Here is an 18,949-nt window from a genome sequence, read left to right as displayed (position 1 = left end):
CATACGATTTTAACTATTTAGTTTGCTAAACTGTGATACAAATCAAGGTAAGACTGACAAGCTGTATCCCAAGAGAAGTCACATTCCATAGCTTGAACTTGAAGATTTTTCCAAACATCTGGATGATTATAGTAAACATCCAAGGCAGTTTGTAGAGCCCAGTTAAGCCAATATGGAGTCAAGTTATCAAAACTAAATCCTGTACCTGTTCCTTCAATTGGGTTGAACGGTTGAACAGTATCTCTCAAGCCCCCTACTTCGTTAACAAGAGGTAAAGTACCATAACGCATAGCCATCATTTGAGATAGTCCACATGGTTCAAAGCGACTTGGCATAAGGAAAATATCACTTGCTGCATAAATCTCTTGTGCGAGTTTCACATCAAAAGTAATATTAGCAGATAGTTTGTCTGGGAATACTTGACCAAACCATGAGAAAGCTTCTTCGAAACCAGGGTCACCTGTACCCAATAGAACGATTTGAACATCTTCTTGAAGCATGCGATGCAGACCTTCAACAACGACATCAAAACCTTTCTGTCTTGTCAAACGTGACACTATACCAATCATTGGAACATCAGGTCTTACCGGAAGACCAAGCTTCTCTTGCAATTTAGCTTTGTTCTGAGCTTTTCCTGACAGATCAGATTTGTTAAAATGGTAATCCAATAAAGGATCCGTCTCTGGATTGTAAAGATCAGTATCTATCCCGTTTACGATACCAGAAAGCTTACCAGATTCCATACGGAGTATCTGATCCAAACCACAACCGAATTCAGTAGTCATAATCTCATGAGCATAGCTTGGTGATACAGTTGAAACACGATCGGCATAAAGAATACCAGCCTTCATCCAGTTAAGGCAATCATTCCAACGAACAGTACCATCCGCATAGCGCTCAAAACCAACTCTAAATAAGTCCCAAAGCATACCCTCAGAGAACTGACCTTGGAATTCCAAGTTATGGATGGTTAAGATGGTTTTAATATTCTGGTAAGCTTGAATCCATCTGTATTTTTCCTTCAACAAGAAAGGAATCATTGCTGTATGGTAATCATGGGCATGGAGAACGTCAGGGATGAATCCAATACGCTCCATAGCTTCTAGGGCTGCAAGTTGGAAGAAGGCAAAGCGCTCACCATCATCGAAATCACCGTAAACGTGACCACGGAAGAAATAATATTGATTGTCAATAAAGTAGAAAGTAACACCGTTTAAAACTGTTTTCTTAATTCCACAAAATTGTCTGCGCCAACCAACATACACTTCAAATTGAAGAACATCTTCAATCTGGTCACCAAACTTAGCTTCTACCATGTCATAGTAGGGTAAGATAACAGCAACTTCTTGTCCTGCTTTTACTAATGATTTTGGAAGAGCGCCGATAACGTCTCCCAAGCCACCTGTTTTTGAAAAGGGCGCACCTTCGGCTGCTACAAATAAAATTTTCATGAAAGAATGTCCTCTGTTACTTTTTCACCTTTTTTGATGACAACAGGATTTTCTGCTGTACCACGAATAACAACTCCATCAGCTACTTCAGCACCCTTATCAATAATTGCATACTCAACTTGAGCACCTTCACCAATGACAACACGAGGGAAAACAATAGATTCTTTAACTAAGCTATCTTTATGAATTTGAACATTACGCGAAACAACTGAACGAACAACCTTACCTTCGACAATACTACCAGAAGCAAACTGCGAAGTATTTACTTCACAACCAGGTGCATAATAAGTTGGTTCTTCGTTTTTCACCTTTGTGTGAATCTTTTGATTTGGAGAGAATAAAGAGTAGAATTTATGCAGATCAAGCATATCAATATTGGCTTGGTAGTATGTTTCTACAGAATGAATATTAGCTAAGTAACCAGTATACTCATATGCAAAAGCACCTGATTCCGCTGCTAAGTCACGTAGAACATAACGTAGTTTTTCTGGGTGTTCTTTCTGAGCTTCTTCTTCCAGACGTTCAATCAACCATTGAGTATCTACAACAAAGATATCCGTTGACATATTGTAGTATTCTTGTTCAGCCTTTTTATCGAAGAGTTTGTGAGAGAGCACGTGGTCAGTTTCATCAATATCTAGGATAGCATTTACTTCTGAAATATCCTTTTTAGGTAGTTTCTTATAAACAACCGTAATAGGAGATTTTGTAGTATTATGCAAATGGAAAACCTGAGTAAGATCAATATTTACCAAAACGTCACAGTTCAAGGAAACTGTTTGGTTAGATCCAGAACGTTTTAAATAAGTCAAGAGTTGTTGATAATACTCTTTACCAACAGTACTACTTTCCACACGAGTATTGTAGATTCCAAGATAGTAGTGGCTAAGAAGGGTATTCAAGCCCCATTCACGTCCTGAACGAATGTGGTCAAATACAGAGCTGATGTTATCTTGTTGGAAGATTCCAAAGACACTTCGAACACCAGCATTTGCTAAACTTGAAAGTGGGAAGTCAATCAAACGATACTTTCCTCCAAATGGCAAACTTGCCACTGGACGGTTACTTGTTAAGGTTGACATATCATGGAAACCAACGGTATTTCCTAAAATCGCTGAATATTTATCAATCTTCATCTGTTGCTACCCCCACTACTTCGTTATATCCGACTACTTGTACTTCTTCTGTACCATCAATTTCAACACCATCGGCAATAATTGCACCTTCACCGATGATTGCACGTGTAATTTTAGCACCTCTACCGATAACTGCTCCACTCATGATGACAGAATCAACCACTTCTGCTCCCTTACGAACTTGAGCAGCTGTAGAAAGAATGGAATGTTTTACAGTACCATTCACGTAACATCCATCTACTACTAGAGAGTCTTCTACTTGAGCAAATTCTCCAAGGAAGTTTGGTGGAGCGATAAGGTTACGAGAATAAATTTTCCATTGACGATTTCGGCTATCTAGAGCATTTTCTGGAGAGATGTATTCCATATTTGCTTCCCAGAGTGACTCGATAGTACCAACGTCCTTCCAGTATCCATTAAATTCATAAGCATAGACACTTTCACCTGTCTCAAGATAATTTGGAATAACATTCTTTCCAAAATCAGACATATCTAGGTTAGCCTTTTCAGCAGCAACTAGCATGTTACGAAGTCGTTTCCAGTCAAAGATATAAATCCCCATTGATGCCTTGGTTGATTTTGGTTGGGCAGGTTTTTCTTCGAATTCAACAATGCGATTATTAGCATCTGTATTCATGATACCAAAACGGCTAGCTTCTTTTAGTGGTACATCCAAGACAGCTACTGTCAAGCTGGCATTGTTATCCTTGTGTGATTGGAGCATATCATCATAGTCCATCTTGTAGATATGGTCTCCTGAAAGAATCAAAACATACTCAGGATTAATGCTATCGATATAGTCAATATTTTGGTAAATCGCATGACTTGTACCTTCAAACCAACGATTTCCTTCACTTGCAGAGTAAGGTTGAAGGATTGAAACACCAGAATCAATGACATCTAGACCCCAACTAGAACCATTTCCAATGTGATTGTTGAGAGCAAGAGGTTGATACTGTGTGATAACCCCAACATTGTGGATACCAGAATTGGCACAGTTAGAAAGAGCAAAATCAATGATACGATAGCGCCCACCAAATTGCACAGCAGGTTTTGCAATACTTTGAGTGAGTTTACCGAGACGAGTTCCTTGTCCTCCGGCAAGGATTAAAGCTAGCATTTCATTCTTCATGTTCTACTCCTTTTTCAGATTGATTTGATTCTTTTTTAGCAGGTTTCAAGCGACGTTTGATTTTCCAGATACTTGCCCCCATAGCTGGCAAAGTAAAGGTCAAAGTTTGCTCATAATCCTTCCATAATCCTTCTTGAGTTTGAACAGTTTGATTGTGTTCTTTCCAAACACCACCCCATTGTTCTAACTCTGTATTCCAAATTTCTTCGTAGACACCTGCAACTGGCAGTCCAATTGTAAAATCAGGACGTTCGACTGGTGCCATGTTGAAGACACAGACTAGCATCTCGCCTTTTTTACCCTTACGAATAAAGGATAGAACACTTTGATCTCTATTATCAGCATCGATGATTTCAATTCCATCATAACTTGTATCAATTTCCCAAAGACAACGATGGTCTTTATAAAGTTGATTCAGTTGAGATGTGAAGTATTTCATCTTAGCATTCATTGGATCTTCAAGGTTTGACCACTCTAATTGCTCTTCTGATTTCCACTCTAAGAATTGACCAAATTCACTACCCATAAAGAGTAATTTTTTCCCAGGGTGACAAATTTGATAAGTATAAAGATTTCTCAGGCCTGCAAATTGATTATAACGGTCGCCCCACATCTTATGCATCATACTCTTCTTACCATGAACAACCTCATCATGTGAGAATGGTAGAAGATAATTTTCATTAAAGACATACATAAAACTGAAGGTTACAAGGTTAAAATCATACTTGCGGTAAATTGGATCTTCTTCGTAGAAACGGAGAATGTCATTCATCCAGCCCATGTTCCACTTGTAGTCAAATCCAAGACCACCGATCTCTTTCGGACCTGTTATTTTAGTTGCCGAAGAGCTTTCTTCTGCAATCATCATGACATCAGGGTGAGCTAGCTTAATAACAGTATTTAAACGCTGAAGGAAATAGTAACCTTCATAGTTGAGATTGCCACCATCTTTATTTGGTGTCCAAGGTGCATTATCATAATCAAGATAAAGGATGTTACTTACAGCATCTACACGGATACCATCTAAATGATAAAAATCAATCCAGAACTTAATGCTAGAAATCAAGAAGGATTGCACTTCGTTTTTCCCTAAGTCGAAGTTTAATGCTCCCCAACCATAGTTATGAGCTTTGTTATGGTCTTGATATTCAAAAGTTGGTGTTCCGTCATAATAAGCTAGAGCATCATCATTGATTGTAAAGTGACCAGGAACCCAGTCCACAATAACTCCGATATTGTTTAAATGACACTCTTCAACAAAGTCTTGAAACTCTTCTGGTCTTCCGTAAGAATGTTCTAAACCAAAATACCCCATCAGTTGATAGCCCCAGCTCAAACCAAGCGGATGCGCCATCAAAGGCATAAACTCAATATGAGTGTAGTTCATCTCAACTAAGTAAGGAATCAACTCTTCTTTTAATTGAGCAAAACTGTATGGAGTTCCGTCTGGATTTCTCTTCCAAGAGCCAGCATGAGCCTCATAGATATTAACTGGTCTTTCAAAAAATCCCAAACGTTTTCTACGAGCTAACCAAAGTCCATCCTTCCATTTCTTTTCTGGGATTTCTGTTAAAACAGCCCCTGTTCCTGGACGTGCTTCATACCGAACAGCTAAAGGATCAATCTTCATAAGCTGATGACCGTTAGCCCGTGTGATATGATATTTATAAATCTGACCCTCTTGGGCTAAAGTTGTAAAAACTTCCCAAACTCCAGATTCATTTCGAACCATAGGGATTTGATTTTCAACCCAATTCGTGAAATCACCAACTAGATGAACAGCCTGCGCATTCGGAGCCCAAACTCGGAATGTGTAACCCCATTCCCCGTCTTTCTCCTCACGATGTGCGCCCAAATAGTGCTGAAGATGGAAATTTTCGCCAGTTGTAAAAGTTCTTAAAGCTTCTAATGTATCCATAAATCCCCCTTTATATTGTAAGCGTTTTCTATATTTCTATTATACTATCTTTTAAGAAAACTTTCAACCAATTTCCGAATTATCATAAATATTTTTTAGAAAATCTTCAAGTAATTATCTTGATATTTCTTATATTTTCAGTATTTATTGATATTCTACCTTGATATCAGTTTTTGTAGCATTAAATCACTTACATTATTTTTTTCAATCCTAATTTTGCAAAACAGATACTTAAAAAACTTAACGTTATTTTCATGAATCAAACTTTTTGTTCGGATAAAGTATCTTAAGTACAATTTTATCAAATTATCTGAAATTTTCAACTATTTTTAGGAATATTCCCATATTTTTTATTAGGATGAATTTTTTAAAAATAAAAAACCCAAGATCAAATCTTGAGTTTCATTTGTTTAGTCTAGAACATTCATAACTGCCACACTAACATTGTCAATTGTATTTTCATTTTTTGAACGGCTGTTAGTGATTCGCATTTCAAGGTTACCCGCATTTTCATAATACTGTGATTCTCCTTTAGCATTGAAGACCACTAAGAAATGCTCGTCATCACCTTGAACTTCGTACACAATCCAGCCACTGTCTTCAATCGCTGTATGAACAAAGACGTGACGATAAACTTCATCGTATGTAGGATATGAAAAAGCACTGCTCTTTGTTTTGAGTTCAATAATCTGACGGATAAATTCAATACTATCCTGACGCTCATTGATTAAGTCCCAATTTACTTGGTTTACAGCATCTGGTGCATTATAACTATTCATAGCGCGTTCGCGATCATCATGAGTCAGCTCACCATTTTCGCCTGTAGCTACTAGTTTTGTACGACCGAACTCTTGACCAAGTTCCATAAAAGAGATCCCTTGCATAAGTAGGTTCATTGCAGTTGCTGTTTCTACTTTTTTCATGATACTTGTTTGGTCTTCTGTTGGATGAAGAGTCGCTAGCAAATCATGCAAGTTATAATTATCATGGGCTTCTACGTAGTTGACAACCTGATTAGGACTGAGATAAGAACCTAGTTCATGACTACCAAGGATTGCTTTTGCAACAATTGGTTCAGTAGGAGCTCCACTAACAAAACCAGACTTGATTTCTCCATAGACTTCGCCACCTTTTACAGCATCACGTTCGTCATCATTGAAGAATCCGATATTTGGCAACTGATAAGCATTATCTTTTTTTGCCTTATCATATGGTGCAAGACCTGTTCCCATATCCCAACCTTCTCCATAAAGGATTATTTTAGGATCGACTTCATCCATTGCCCAACGAATCATCTGCATGGTTTTAACATCATGGATTCCCATCAAGTCAAAGCGGAAACCATCGATATTAAACTCATTTACCCAATAGAGAAGCGAATCAATCATGTACTTACGGAACATTTCGTGCTCACTCGCAGTCTCGTTTCCTACACCTGTACCATTTTGATAGCTTCCATCTCTATTCATTCGGTAATAATAATCCGGTACTGTTGTTTGGAATGGAGCATCAACAGTTGAAAAAGTATGGTTGTAAACAACGTCCATAATGACACCAATTCCAGCATCATGATAGGCTTGAATCATCGTTTTCAAATCTCGGATAACTTGACCTGGATCGTTTGGATTCGTAGACAGGCTGGTTTCTGGTGCATTGTAGTTTTGTGGATCGTAACCCCAGTTGTAAGTGACATTACCATCTGCATCATACTCTTTGTGACGATCTGCAATTGGTTGCAGTTGAACATAGTTAACACCTAGTTCCTTGATGTAGTCAAATACAGTAGACTGGCCATATTGATTGACTGTACCCGTTTGAGCAGCCCCTAGGAAGGTCCCTCTTAACTCTGGAGAAACACCTGAAGTTTCAGACTTGGTCAAATCACGTACATGCATTTCATAAATGACAGCTTGGCAAGGATTCTCTAAACGCCATGTCGCTTCCGTTCCATTCTTAACTTCAAACCCGTCAACTTGGCGTTCTTCTTCAGAAAGGATTGCTGAACGTTTGCCATCTGGACTTGTTGCAGTCGTATATGGATCTCGGGTTACTGATTGATGATGTGGAAATTCTATCTGGTATTGATAAGCTCGTCCTGCAAGACTTTCTGGAACCGTCAAACTCCATACACCAATAGTATTGTCCTTGTGGCTATAAGAATAACTGTTGCCACGATACATTTCATAAATCTTAAGGATAGGCGCATCATTACTTGCAGATTCATACACTATAACTTGTACAGTGGTTGCTGTTGGGGACCATAGTTTAAAGCTGGTTTCTTTTTCGGAAACCTGACACCCTAATTCTCCTTGGTAACCCCAGTGATGGTCAAAACTAGCACTGTTAATCGCTTTATCAAAAGCAAATGGATTTTGATCTTTATAGTGTGGACTTGCAATAGCTGGATTTTCAGAATAATACACAGTTTCGTCCCTATCTAAAATCCAAACCTCTGTTAAGAGTGGATAATGATTGAATCGGATAGGATATTCTTTGATGACTCCATTTTTTTCAACTGTAAACACCATTTGTTCAAGAGGTGTTTCACTTGGTTGAGTAAATGAAATTTTTTCTCCAAAGTATTCTTCCTCTTTGATAAACTCTACTGAATCTAGAGGAATCTTATTGAAACTGCAATCCTTATAAGATTCATCTTTCCGATGATAATGAATAAGTACAGGATAATGATACATGTTTTTTCCTAATTTCTAATTGTAAAATTTATATAGTAGCATTTCTTGATTAAAATAATTGGATAGAAGCAAGAAATGATAGATGTGTATTCTAGACTGTGTATTCTAGACTGTGTATTCCTTATAAATTTTCAAGCCAAGCTTCGTCCCGAATCTCAATTCCCAAGTCCTGTGCTTTCTGGAGTTTGCTACCTGCATCTGCCCCTGCTACCACAAGATCGGTCTTTTTCGATACGCTGCCAGTTACCTTGGCTCCTAAACTTTCTAGTTTATTTTTAGCTTCTGAACGATTTAAACGCTCTAGCTTTCCTGTCAGTACAACAGTCAGACCAGATAAGGCTGCATCTGCCGCAACGACCTGTCCTTTGTAATCTAGATTAACATCTAATTCTTTTAATTCTCTTAAAAGTATTTTAGCACCCTCAGTCTCAAAATAGGATTGAAGACTTTGAGCAATAACATTTCCCAGACTTTCGATGCTGGCTACTTCTTCAGGATTTGCTTGAGCAAGTGATTCGATCGAATGGAAATGTTGTAAGAGTAGTTGACTTGCCTTGCTACCAACATGACGAATCCCTAAACCAAATAAGAGTTTTTCAGCAGAGTTTTCCTTAGATGCTTGAATAGCTTGATAGAGTTTTTGGGCAGATTTTTCCTTAATGCCTTCTAGCAAGAGGAAATCTTCCACAGTCAAACGATAAATATCTGCTACATCCTTGACCAATTGTGCATCAAAAAGTTTTTCGACGATAGATGTCCCAAGGCCAGAAATATTCATGGCATCACGCGATGCGAAGTGCGTCAAGCCTTCCTTGATTTGAGCAGGGCATCTCGGATTGATACAACGAAGGGCAACCTCATCTTCAAAATGCAAAAGCTTACTATCACAACTTGGACAGTTTGTTGGAATATCGAGTTTTTCTTCAGACACACGCTTAGATTCAACGACACGTAAAACAGCTGGAATGATATCCCCTGCCTTATAGACAATGACTGTGTCATTCTTACGGATATCCTTTTCAGCAATATAGTCAACATTATGAAGAGTTGCACGACTCACAGTAGTACCTGCCAGTTGCACTGGGCTAAGATTAGCAGTCGGAGTTACGACTCCTGTTCGTCCAACTGTCCAGTCAACAGAAAGAAGCTTTGCTTCTTTTTCTTCTGCCGGAAACTTATAAGCCACTGCCCACTTGGGTGCTTTGACTGTAAAACCTAGTTGCTCCTGACCGGCTAAGTCATTAACCTTAATCACAACTCCATCGATATCATAAGGTAACTGGTCTCTTTCTTGACCAACTTCCTGGATAAAATCCCATACTTCATCCATACTGTGAGCCAATAAACGTCTCGGATTGACAACAAAGCCCAATTGTTCCAAATGTTCCAACACCTTCTCTTGACTATCTCGTGTTGAAGGACTTGCTTCTTGATAAAGGAAGGTTGCAAGATTACGTTTGGCTACTACTGCTGTATCTAATTGGCGAAGTGTTCCTGCAGCAGCATTTCGTGGATTGGCGAATTCAGGCTCGCCGTTTTCTTGACGCGATTGATTAACCTGATCAAATGATGCCCTCGGCATATAGCATTCACCACGAACAGTTATATCTAATTTTTCTGGTAAAGTTAAAGGAATGTCTTTCACTCGTTTAAGATTTTCAGTGATATTTTCACCAATAGAGCCATCACCTCGAGTTGCTCCAGCAACAAAAAGTCCTTGCTCATAAGTCAAGGAAATCGATAGTCCATCAATCTTCAACTCACAAATATAAGTGACATCCTCCAATTCTTTACGAACACGCGCATCAAAGGCATCTAATTCTTCACGTGAAAAAGCATCCTGCAAACTATAGAGAGGATACTGATGACTGTATTTTTCAAATCCATCAAGAATCTTTCCACCTACACGATGTGTCGGACTTTCTGGCAAGACTTGATCCGGATGAGCTTTTTCTAACTCTACCAATTCATGATAAAGACGGTCATACTCACTATCAGATACAGATGGATTATCACTTGTATAATACTCTGTCGCATAGCGATTGAGCAACTCAACGAGCTCTTTCATTCTTTCATTCATAAAACCATTTTACCATAAAAAGGGCCATAGAAACAATACTCAAGCTCTAAAAAAGAAAATGAGAAGGGCTTTTCTATCCCTTCTCACTAATTTTTATTTTTTACGGTTCAAAATAGCGTTCAAGATAATAGCTACTGTACTTGCAATAACGATACCATTTGAGAAGAACATTTGTAATTCAGTTGGTAAAGTATTGAAGAGGTTGCTTCCGTTTAATCCCACCCCTGCAGAGATAGAAACCGCTGCAATGAGGAAGTTGTGTTCATTGTGCTCAAAGTCTACACGAGCCAAGATTTGCATCCCTTGGAGCGAAACAAAACCAAACATGACGAGCATAGCTCCACCAAGTACAGGGCTTGGAATAATCTGTGCTAAGGCACCAAACTTAGGCAAGAGACCAAGTAAGATAAGGAATCCTGCTGCGTAGTAGATTGGTAAACGTGTACGAATACCTGAAAGTTTCACCAAACCTACGTTTTGTGAAAATCCTGTATAAGGGAAGGTATTGAAAAGTCCACCAAGTAAGACAGCGAGACCTTCAGCACGATAACCATTACGAAGACGAGTGCTATCAATTGGATCTTTAGTAATATCAGAAAGAGCAAGATATACACCTGTTGATTCTACCATTGATACAGTTGCGATGATACACATCATGACAATAGATGAAATCTCAAATTGTGGAGCACCGAAGTAGAATGGAGTTGGGATATGAACAAGTGGAGCTTCTGCTACTGGAGAAAAATCAACCAAACCCATAGTCGCTGCAATAATCGTACCGGCAATCAAACCAATCAAAATCGAAATAGATTTGATAAATCCTTTTGTAAAAATATTAACCAAAAGAATAATGAGAACTGTAATCATTGCCAAAGCTAAACTTTGACCAGTTGGTTTTTCTACGTTATTTCCCATATTTCCAATAGCAACTGGAATCAAGGTCAATCCGATAGTTGTGATAACAGAACCAGTTACGATAGCAGGGAACAGATTGGCAACCTTAGAAAAGATACCTGAAATCAGGATGACATAAATCCCTGAAGCAATCAAGGCTCCAAACATAGCACCACTACCATGACTCTGACCAATCATGATAAGAGGAGCAACAGACTGGAAGGCTACACCAAGAACGATTGGCAATCCAACACCGAAGTGTTTATTGAGTTGCAATTGTAAGAGAGTTGCAACCCCACACATAAAGATATCTGTTGAGATAAGGTAGGTCAACTGTTGAGCTGAATACCCCAAAGCACTTGCAATCATGATTGGTACTAGGATTGAACCTGAATACATGGCTAGCAAGTGTTGCAAACCAAGAACGGCTGCCTGTGAGTGTTTTTCCTGTTGTTTCATTAGATGTCTGCCTCCTTGAAGATAACTTTTCCATTTTCAAAACGCTCTAAACGCGCTAGTGATACTACTTGATGACCTGATTTTTCTAACAGTTGACGGCCATCTTGGAAGGATTTTTCAATCACAATTCCGACGGCCTCAACTGTAGCACCAGCTTGCTCGATAATCTGAATCAGCCCTTTAGCTGCTTGGCCATTTGCCAAGAAATCATCGATAATCAATACTTTATCTTGAGGAGATAAGAACTTCCCTGCAATGGATACGGTACTAGTTACTTGTTTAGTGAAAGAAAATACTTCTGCAGTTAAAATTCCTTCATTCATGGTAATATTTTTTGCCTTTTTAGCAAAAATCATGGGTACATCTAACTGTTCTGCCACATATAAGGCTGGAGCAATCCCAGATGCTTCAATGGTTACAACTTTTGTAATGCCAGCATTTTTAAAATGCTCTGCAAAAGTACGACCAATCTCACGCATCAAAGAATAATCAACTTGGTGGGTCAAGAAGGAATCCACCTTAAGAATATTCTCACCTAGAATATTCCCATCTTTTAAAATACGTTCCTCTAGTAATTTCACATTAACCTCCGAAATAAAAAGGGACTTACAACGTAAGTCCCTTGGAAAGATTGAAACAGATAACCCTGCTTCTTATATCTCTCTTCGACTTACTCATTGTTAGGTATTTACGGTACCTTGTAGAAACGCCACGCCAATTCGTGGCATAAATAAGTAATGATAATTTTTAGTGAGCATCTCCATTCCAGATAGAGTTCTTCACAATCACATAATCCACATGTCTAAGATCAGCTACTTTACGACCTCCAGCATAAGAAATCGAACTTTGCAAATCTTGTTCCATCTCTGTTAAGGTATCCTGTAAATGTCCTTTGGCAGGAAGAAGAATTTTTTTTCCTTCGACATTCTTATAGGCACCTTTTTGATATTCTGAAGCTGAACCATAGTATTCTTTGAATTGTTTACCATCGACTTCAACTGTTTTACCAGGGCTTTCAATATGGCCTGCAAATAGTGAGCCAATCATAACCATACTTGCACCAAAGCGGATTGACTTGGCAATATCTCCGTGTGTACGGATACCACCATCGGCAATAATCGGTTTACGGGCAGCTTTAGCACACCAGCGAAGAGCTGCTAACTGCCAACCACCAGTACCAAAACCAGTTTTGACCTTAGTAATACATACCTTACCTGGACCGATTCCTACCTTAGTAGCATCTGCACCAGCATTTTCAAGTTCACGAACGGCTTCTGGAGTACCAACGTTACCAGCGATGACAAAGGTATCTGGCAATTCTTTCTTGATGTGCTGAATCATTGAAATCACACTGTCTGCATGTCCATGAGCGATATCAATAGTGATGTACTCTGGAGCATCATCCTTTAATTGACTAACAAAATCATACTCGTAATCTTTAACACCAACAGAGATAGAAGCAATCAAGCCCTTATCATGCATGCGTTTCACAAAAGGGATGCGTCCAGCTTCATCGAAGCGATGCATGATATAGAAATAACCACCTTTTGCAAGTTGTTCAGCAACATCTTCATCTAGGATAGTTTGCATATTTGAAGGAACAACTGGTAATTTAAAGGTGTGCTTCCCAAGTGTCACTTGTGTATCGGCTTCAGCTCGGCTTTTAAGGACACACTTGTTAGGAATTAGCTGAATATCTTCATAGTCAAAGATCGGAAATTCGTTTAACATATTTCTCTCATTTCTAGTTTTGGATCCCCTATTGTTAGGAATATCCTTGTCTTTTCCAGACAATCACTCTGAATAGTTTACAATATATTCATATTTTTGTCAATAATTATGTATTTTAATAGATAATATTCGGTTTTAGTTGGTTGATATCTGCTTTTTTACTATTTGAAAAGGAAATACATCAGCAATACTGTTGCTGCCATCCCCAAAATCCATACCGTATTAAAATACCATTTTCGAGTTTTATGATGGAAAATGAGTCCTCCAAACCAGGCTCCAAAGCCACCAAATATAAAAGCTCCTAAAAGTAAATACTTCTCTGGAATCCTCCAATGGCCGCGTTTGGACTTATATTTATCAATTCCATATAGAATAAAGATAAAAAAATTCCATAGCAAGAGTAGAATGCTAGCAACTTGTTTTAAATCAATCATCTACGTATAAGTCTCCTTGTCAGTTGTTTTATCCTATTTCTTTTTTCTGGTCAAGTCCCAACTTCTTTCAAATAGTTCAAGAACCTGTTCATCCGATAAAGTATCATCAAGTGGCAGACTTATCCAATAGCGTTTATTCATATGAAAGGCAGGGTAAATGCCTTTTTGTAGTAATAAGTCAGCTACTTGGTCATGCTTAAGATTAACGACTTCTACTTGCCCTCCCTGTGCCTTATCTAGTTTCTCCCAGGAAATCTTCATTAGAACCGCATACCACTTCTGATTATCTTCATGACGTAAAACTGCCGTATCAGGCGATTTCTCCCATAAGTATTCTAATTGATTTTCATACTTTGCTTGGACTAGAGTCATGATTCTCTTTGTCTGCGAGCAGAGAAATTCCTGCACTTCAAAACAGGACTTTCGGATATCATAAAGAACTTCTAAACAAGTCTCTCGAACACTTCCGACAAAAGTACCTCTCAAACTTTCCATGTGAACTTGAGGATATAGATCACCAGTTTCTTGGTCAAAAACTTGAAAAGATAAGTCTCCGTCCACAACTATAACTCTCATGAGAAAGTCTCCGTGTAAAATGGTCGAGCTAAAGGTCCATACACCTTTATTTTCTAAAAATCCATACTCTTTGGCCTTTTTACTATTAAACTGATAGGCTTTAAAAATTTCAAACATAAGTGAAAACTGCTACCAAAAGCTAGCAGTTCCTTTCTATTTTTTAAAAGACAACCTTGGTTCCATGTAATTGTGTCACACCTAGTTGATCGATAAAGGTTTGACGGTTGTCCATGTCAATCCCTCCACCCGGTAGGATTTCAATTTTACCTGCAGCATGTTCGAGAATTCTACGATAGTGCTCAAAACGTTTCTCGAGTGAATCACCAGATACACCAGCACGAGTCAGGATGCGTGTCACTCCAGCTTGACTAAGCCAATCAATAGCTTCCAACTGATCTTCATCGCTTAATTCATCAAAAGCCATATGGAAAACAATTTCCATGCCTTTAGAGGCAGCAATCAATTTTTCAAGGTTGAATTTATCCAGCTTCTTATCCGCTGTCAATGCACCAAAGACAACCCCTTGACTACCTGCCTGAGCAGTTACACGAATGTCCTCAAGCATAATGGCAATTTCTAGGTCATTGTAAACAAAATCACCACCTCGTGGACGAATCATAGTCATGATAGTCGTATCGTAGTCAGATGCCAGTTCTACAGCTGCCTTAGTTACTCCATAACTCGGTGTCGTTCCACCAACAGCAAGATTGTCACAGAGCTCAATACGGCGAGCTCCTGCCTGCATAGCTTTTTCAAGCAAGGTTACATTTTCAGCACAAAATTCGTATATCATTTGATACTCCTTGATGATTCGTTTGATATTATTATATCATATTGTTTTAAGTAACCCCTACTTTTTATCAAGGAAAAACGCTACTTATTAAAGCTATTCCTTATCTGGAATCACCTTAAAGAGATAATAGGTTATAAATATTGTTAAACAACCTAAAGCAATTTTTACGGGTAAAAGCGGAGCGAAATAAATGGAGATTCCCATCAAGATATAGATCGAAACAATAATCTTCTTCTTGCGTTCACGTGCGATAGACTTTGTTTCTCTAAAATCAGCCACATATGTTTGATAAAGTTTGGTATGATAGAGCCAATCTTCAAAACGCTTAGAAGATTTAGAAAAACAGGCAATTGATAATAAGAGGAAGGGAGTTGTTGGTAATAGCGGTAAGACTACACCAACGATAGCCAAAGATAATGAAATAAAGCCAATACTGAGATAAATGATACGCATTTCTACTCCTAGTTAAGAATAATCTTCTTCTAGTTTCGCACAAAAAGATGAAATCTGTCAAGTTTAAATTAGAAAAAGGGCTGAAGTAGGTACTTCAGCCCTCTCACTATTATTTAATCTTTTCTTCTTCGTAGTCACCATTGCTACATACAATTTGTTTGCCACCACCACGGATTTTCTTCTCCATGAGGAAGTGGCCACACTTAGGACAATCACGTCCAACCGGTTTATCCCAAGAAGTAAAGTCACATTCTGGATAACGATTGCATCCATAGAAAATGCGATTACGCTTAGTTTTGCGTTCGATAATTTGCCCTTGATGGCATTTTGGACAGGTAACACCTACTTCTTTAACAATGGCCTGTGTATGTCGACAATCTGGGAAATTACTACATGCGTAAAACTTACCGAAGCGCCCAATCTTAATCACCATCGGACTACCACAGACTTCACAGTCAAATCCAGCTGGTTCATCCTTGATTTGAATTTTTTCCATCTCTTCTTCAGCTTTTGCAACCTCTTTAGAGAATGGTTTATAAAACTCATCGATGACTCTTTGCCACTCTTCTTTTCCGACTTCGACATCATCTAGCTTGCCTTCCATTTCAGCAGTAAATTTCACATTAACAATGTCAGGGAAGTATTCGACAATCAGCTTGTTAACGACTTGTCCTAAATCAGTCGGTTCAAAGCGTTTAGATGCGAGTCTTACATAGTAACGTTTTTGAATTGTTTCAATGGTTGGAGCATAGGTAGATGGGCGACCAACTCCGTTTTCTTCCAAAGTTTTAATCAATGTTGCTTCTGAATATCGTGCAGGAGGTTGTGTGAAATGTTGTTCAGGTTTGCTATTGACCTGTTTGACCACATCTCCTACTTTCATATCTGGAAGCATCTTATTCTTATCAGAATCGTTGTAAATGGCCAAATAACCATCAAACTTAACTTGACTACCATTAGCAGCGAATTGAACCCCATTTTGCGAAAGCTTAACAGCCATGGTATCAAAGATAGCACCAGTCATCTGACTCGCCACAAAGCGGTTCCAGATGAGGGTATAAAGTTTAAGCTGGTCTTTATCCAAATACTTAGCAATTTTTTCAGGTGTATTGAAAACACTTGAAGGACGGATAGCTTCGTGGGCATCCTGAGCACCAGAAGCATTTTTTACCCGACTACCATGCTTAGAATAGTTACTACCAAAACGTTCATTGATGTAGCTTGCTGCTTCATTCTGGGCAACCGGACTGATACGAGTAGAATCCGTACGCATATAGGTGATCAAACCTTGGACACCTGTACCAATATTGATTCCTTCATAGAGTTGCTGAGCAACCATCATAGTCTTACGAGTACGGAAGTTGATCTTATTAGCAGCATCCATCTGCATAGAAGACGTTGTATATGGAAGAGGAGCATTGCGTTTTCTTTCCTTTTTATCTACTTGATCAACTGTAAAATCCTTGCTGTTCAAATGAGATAAAACTTTTTTGACTTCATCATTGGTAGTCAACTTCATCTTCTTGCCATTCATTCCATAAAAAGAAGCTTGGAATTGCTTGGTACCTTTTTTAAAGACACCATCAATCGTCCAATATTCTTCTGGTTGGAAGGCATTGATTTCATCTTCGCGATCAATGATTAGCTTTAAAGCGACAGACTGCACACGTCCTGCCGATAAACCTTTTTTAACTTTTTTCCACAAGATTGGAGAAATTGAATACCCTACTAAACGGTCCAAAACACGACGGGCTTGTTGGGCATCGACCAAATCCATATTGATTTTACGAGGTTCTTTAAAGGCATTTTTCACTGCATCTTTGGTAATCTCGTTGAAAACAACACGGTTGGTATCATTCTCGTCAAGATTTAAAATATGCGCTAAATGCCAAGAAATAGCTTCTCCTTCACGGTCCGGGTCACTTGCAAGAAAGACTTTATCGGCTTTCTTAGCTTCTTTTTTCAAGTCATTGATGAGAGGACCTTTCCCACGAATATTGATGTATTGAGGTTCGTAATTATTTTCCACATCGACTGACATACTGGATTTTTTCAAATCACGAATATGACCAACACTAGCTAAAACCTTATAATTTCTACCCAGATATTTTTCAATCGTTTTAGCCTTTGCAGGCGACTCCACGATTACTAGATTTTTTTTAACTGTTGATTTTTTCTTCTTTGTTGCCGTAGCCACAGTATCACACCTTTTCAAAGTAATTAAACTTTATAAAGTGTAAACCATTTTTAAAAACCTGTCAAGACTTAACACCCATACAATAGAAGAAAAGTTTGCTAAATGAAATGATTCTATGTCTAAAACTCAAACTCAGCGAGAATATCCTGCCCACATGTTGCTAGTTTTGCTCCTTCTTGGATCAAATGATGACAGCCGTCTGAGCGTCCATCTAAAATGGAACCTGGAATCGCAAAGACATCTCTACCTTCCTCCATAGAACGCTCACAAGTGATTAAGCTACCAGATCTCATTTTAGCTTCTGCAACGATAACTCCTCGACACAATCCTGCAATAATGCGATTTCTTGCTGGAAAATGAAATTTCAAGGGTTCTTCCCCTGGTCCGTACTCACTTAGTATTAAATGATTGTCCCCAATATATTCTTGAAGACGTTTATTTGAACGAGGATAATAGACATCCAATCCTGTCCCTATTACCGCAATTGTTCTGCCACCAGTTTGAAGAATTGACATATGGGCTGCTGTGTCGATTCCTCTAGCAAGACCGCTCACCACAACTAATTCATTTTCCAGTTCTTCGATGACTTTTCGAACCGACTTGGTTCCGGTTTGACTACAAGAGCGACTACCTACAACTGCTATCTTTGGTAATTTTAAGAGATTTAAGTCTCCTTTGTAGAAAAGTAAGACTGGTGCATCATAAATTTCACTGAGTGCAATTGGATAAACATCATCCAGAATCGAAAACGATGGGAACTTTGCAAAATCTTTTTGTAGACGTTCCAAACTTTCAAGGTTCAATTTATGATACCGTTCCATAAAGATTACTGGATTGCGACACTCTGAGGCTTCTGCTATAGTCTCTAAACTCAATTCCTGATCATAAATTTCTCCATATTGAAGAACTTTCAGAACCTGCTGATTACTTAAACCTGCTTGCTTTAACTTATAAATCTCGAAATTATCAATCTTAATTTTCATGATCGACTCCTTTTTCTCT

Annotated in this window: 15 protein-coding genes and 1 riboswitch; all 15 genes read right to left on the bottom strand. The window is 38.5% G+C overall.

Annotated features, from left to right (window positions below):
* Window positions 1-17: 17 nt before the first annotated feature.
* Window positions 18-1,451, bottom strand: coding sequence for a glycogen synthase GlgA (gene glgA / locus ACXYSN_RS02030; protein ID WP_458635979.1), 1,434 nt, complete (start codon window positions 1,449-1,451; stop codon window positions 18-20).
* Window positions 1,448-2,587 (bottom strand): glucose-1-phosphate adenylyltransferase subunit GlgD, encoded by a 1,140-nt coding sequence (gene glgD, locus ACXYSN_RS02025; RefSeq protein WP_004253504.1) that lies wholly within the window; start codon window positions 2,585-2,587, stop codon window positions 1,448-1,450. Before glgD ends, glgA begins: the two co-directional genes overlap by 4 nt.
* Window positions 2,577-3,719 carry a glucose-1-phosphate adenylyltransferase gene (locus tag ACXYSN_RS02020; protein ID WP_414268152.1) on the bottom strand — a complete coding sequence of 381 codons (1,143 nt, stop codon included), beginning with the start codon at window positions 3,717-3,719 and terminating at the stop codon, window positions 2,577-2,579. The genes glgD and ACXYSN_RS02020 overlap by 11 nt, the downstream gene beginning before the upstream one ends.
* Complete coding sequence (glgB, locus tag ACXYSN_RS02015) at window positions 3,709-5,637, bottom strand: 1,4-alpha-glucan branching protein GlgB (RefSeq protein ID WP_458635978.1); 1,929 nt, start codon at window positions 5,635-5,637, stop codon at window positions 3,709-3,711. Before glgB ends, ACXYSN_RS02020 begins: the two co-directional genes overlap by 11 nt.
* Before the next feature lie 410 nt (window positions 5,638-6,047).
* The gene (gene pulA / locus ACXYSN_RS02010) at window positions 6,048-8,330 is read right to left on the bottom strand and encodes a type I pullulanase (protein ID WP_458635977.1); all 2,283 of its coding nucleotides are present in this window, start codon (window positions 8,328-8,330) and stop codon (window positions 6,048-6,050) included.
* 121 nt (window positions 8,331-8,451) lie between these two features.
* A complete protein-coding gene (gene ligA, locus ACXYSN_RS02005) occupies window positions 8,452-10,410 on the bottom strand; it encodes an NAD-dependent DNA ligase LigA (RefSeq protein ID WP_458635976.1) in 1,959 nt (652 codons plus the stop codon).
* A gap of 93 nt (window positions 10,411-10,503) precedes the next feature.
* Window positions 10,504-11,763 (bottom strand): nucleobase:cation symporter-2 family protein, encoded by a 1,260-nt coding sequence (locus ACXYSN_RS02000; protein ID WP_000813113.1) that lies wholly within the window; start codon window positions 11,761-11,763, stop codon window positions 10,504-10,506.
* Window positions 11,763-12,344 (bottom strand): xanthine phosphoribosyltransferase, encoded by a 582-nt coding sequence (locus tag ACXYSN_RS01995; protein WP_458635975.1) that lies wholly within the window; start codon window positions 12,342-12,344, stop codon window positions 11,763-11,765. The genes ACXYSN_RS02000 and ACXYSN_RS01995 overlap by 1 nt, the downstream gene beginning before the upstream one ends.
* 76 nt (window positions 12,345-12,420) lie before the next feature.
* Window positions 12,421-12,517: riboswitch (purine riboswitch) on the bottom strand.
* Window positions 12,511-13,494 carry a GMP reductase gene (gene guaC / locus ACXYSN_RS01990; RefSeq protein ID WP_458635974.1) on the bottom strand — a complete coding sequence of 328 codons (984 nt, stop codon included), beginning with the start codon at window positions 13,492-13,494 and terminating at the stop codon, window positions 12,511-12,513. (Overlaps the previous riboswitch by 7 nt.)
* Before the next feature lie 161 nt (window positions 13,495-13,655).
* Window positions 13,656-13,928 carry a DUF1294 domain-containing protein gene (locus ACXYSN_RS01985; RefSeq protein WP_441348183.1) on the bottom strand — a complete coding sequence of 91 codons (273 nt, stop codon included), beginning with the start codon at window positions 13,926-13,928 and terminating at the stop codon, window positions 13,656-13,658.
* Between the two features lie 33 nt (window positions 13,929-13,961).
* Window positions 13,962-14,621 carry an MmcQ/YjbR family DNA-binding protein gene (locus tag ACXYSN_RS01980; protein WP_458635973.1) on the bottom strand — a complete coding sequence of 220 codons (660 nt, stop codon included), beginning with the start codon at window positions 14,619-14,621 and terminating at the stop codon, window positions 13,962-13,964.
* A 43-nt stretch (window positions 14,622-14,664) separates the two neighbouring features.
* Window positions 14,665-15,297, bottom strand: a complete 633-nt coding sequence (locus tag ACXYSN_RS01975) for a copper homeostasis protein CutC (RefSeq protein ID WP_458635972.1) — start codon at window positions 15,295-15,297, stop codon at window positions 14,665-14,667.
* Window positions 15,298-15,390: 93 nt separating this feature from the next.
* Entirely contained in the window at window positions 15,391-15,750 is a 360-nt protein-coding gene (locus ACXYSN_RS01970) for a YbaN family protein (protein WP_441348180.1), read from the bottom strand.
* Between the two features lie 109 nt (window positions 15,751-15,859).
* A complete protein-coding gene (topA, locus tag ACXYSN_RS01965) occupies window positions 15,860-17,947 on the bottom strand; it encodes a type I DNA topoisomerase (RefSeq protein WP_458635971.1) in 2,088 nt (695 codons plus the stop codon).
* A gap of 119 nt (window positions 17,948-18,066) precedes the next feature.
* Complete coding sequence (dprA, locus tag ACXYSN_RS01960; protein WP_458636406.1) at window positions 18,067-18,924, bottom strand: DNA-processing protein DprA; 858 nt, start codon at window positions 18,922-18,924, stop codon at window positions 18,067-18,069.
* Window positions 18,925-18,949: the final 25 nt, after the last annotated feature.

This window comes from Streptococcus sp. V869 (assembly GCF_054353515.1).
The sequence above is the reverse complement of the archived record's forward strand: the minus strand, read 5'-3'. Positions and strand labels throughout refer to the sequence as shown.

Coding starts and splice junctions, on each gene's coding strand:
- ACXYSN_RS02020 (WP_414268152.1), bottom strand. CDS start 3,719: ATGAAGAATGAAATGCTAGCTTTAATCCTTGCCGGAGGACAAGGAACT.
- ACXYSN_RS01980 (WP_458635973.1), bottom strand. CDS start 14,621: ATGTTTGAAATTTTTAAAGCCTATCAGTTTAATAGTAAAAAGGCCAAA.
- glgD (WP_004253504.1), bottom strand. CDS start 2,587: ATGAAGATTGATAAATATTCAGCGATTTTAGGAAATACCGTTGGTTTC.
- ligA (WP_458635976.1), bottom strand. CDS start 10,410: ATGAATGAAAGAATGAAAGAGCTCGTTGAGTTGCTCAATCGCTATGCG.
- ACXYSN_RS01975 (WP_458635972.1), bottom strand. CDS start 15,297: ATGATATACGAATTTTGTGCTGAAAATGTAACCTTGCTTGAAAAAGCT.
- pulA (WP_458635977.1), bottom strand. CDS start 8,330: ATGTATCATTATCCTGTACTTATTCATTATCATCGGAAAGATGAATCT.
- glgB (WP_458635978.1), bottom strand. CDS start 5,637: ATGGATACATTAGAAGCTTTAAGAACTTTTACAACTGGCGAAAATTTC.
- ACXYSN_RS02000 (WP_000813113.1), bottom strand. CDS start 11,763: ATGAAACAACAGGAAAAACACTCACAGGCAGCCGTTCTTGGTTTGCAA.
- ACXYSN_RS01985 (WP_441348183.1), bottom strand. CDS start 13,928: ATGATTGATTTAAAACAAGTTGCTAGCATTCTACTCTTGCTATGGAAT.
- ACXYSN_RS01970 (WP_441348180.1), bottom strand. CDS start 15,750: ATGCGTATCATTTATCTCAGTATTGGCTTTATTTCATTATCTTTGGCT.
- guaC (WP_458635974.1), bottom strand. CDS start 13,494: ATGTTAAACGAATTTCCGATCTTTGACTATGAAGATATTCAGCTAATT.
- glgA (WP_458635979.1), bottom strand. CDS start 1,451: ATGAAAATTTTATTTGTAGCAGCCGAAGGTGCGCCCTTTTCAAAAACA.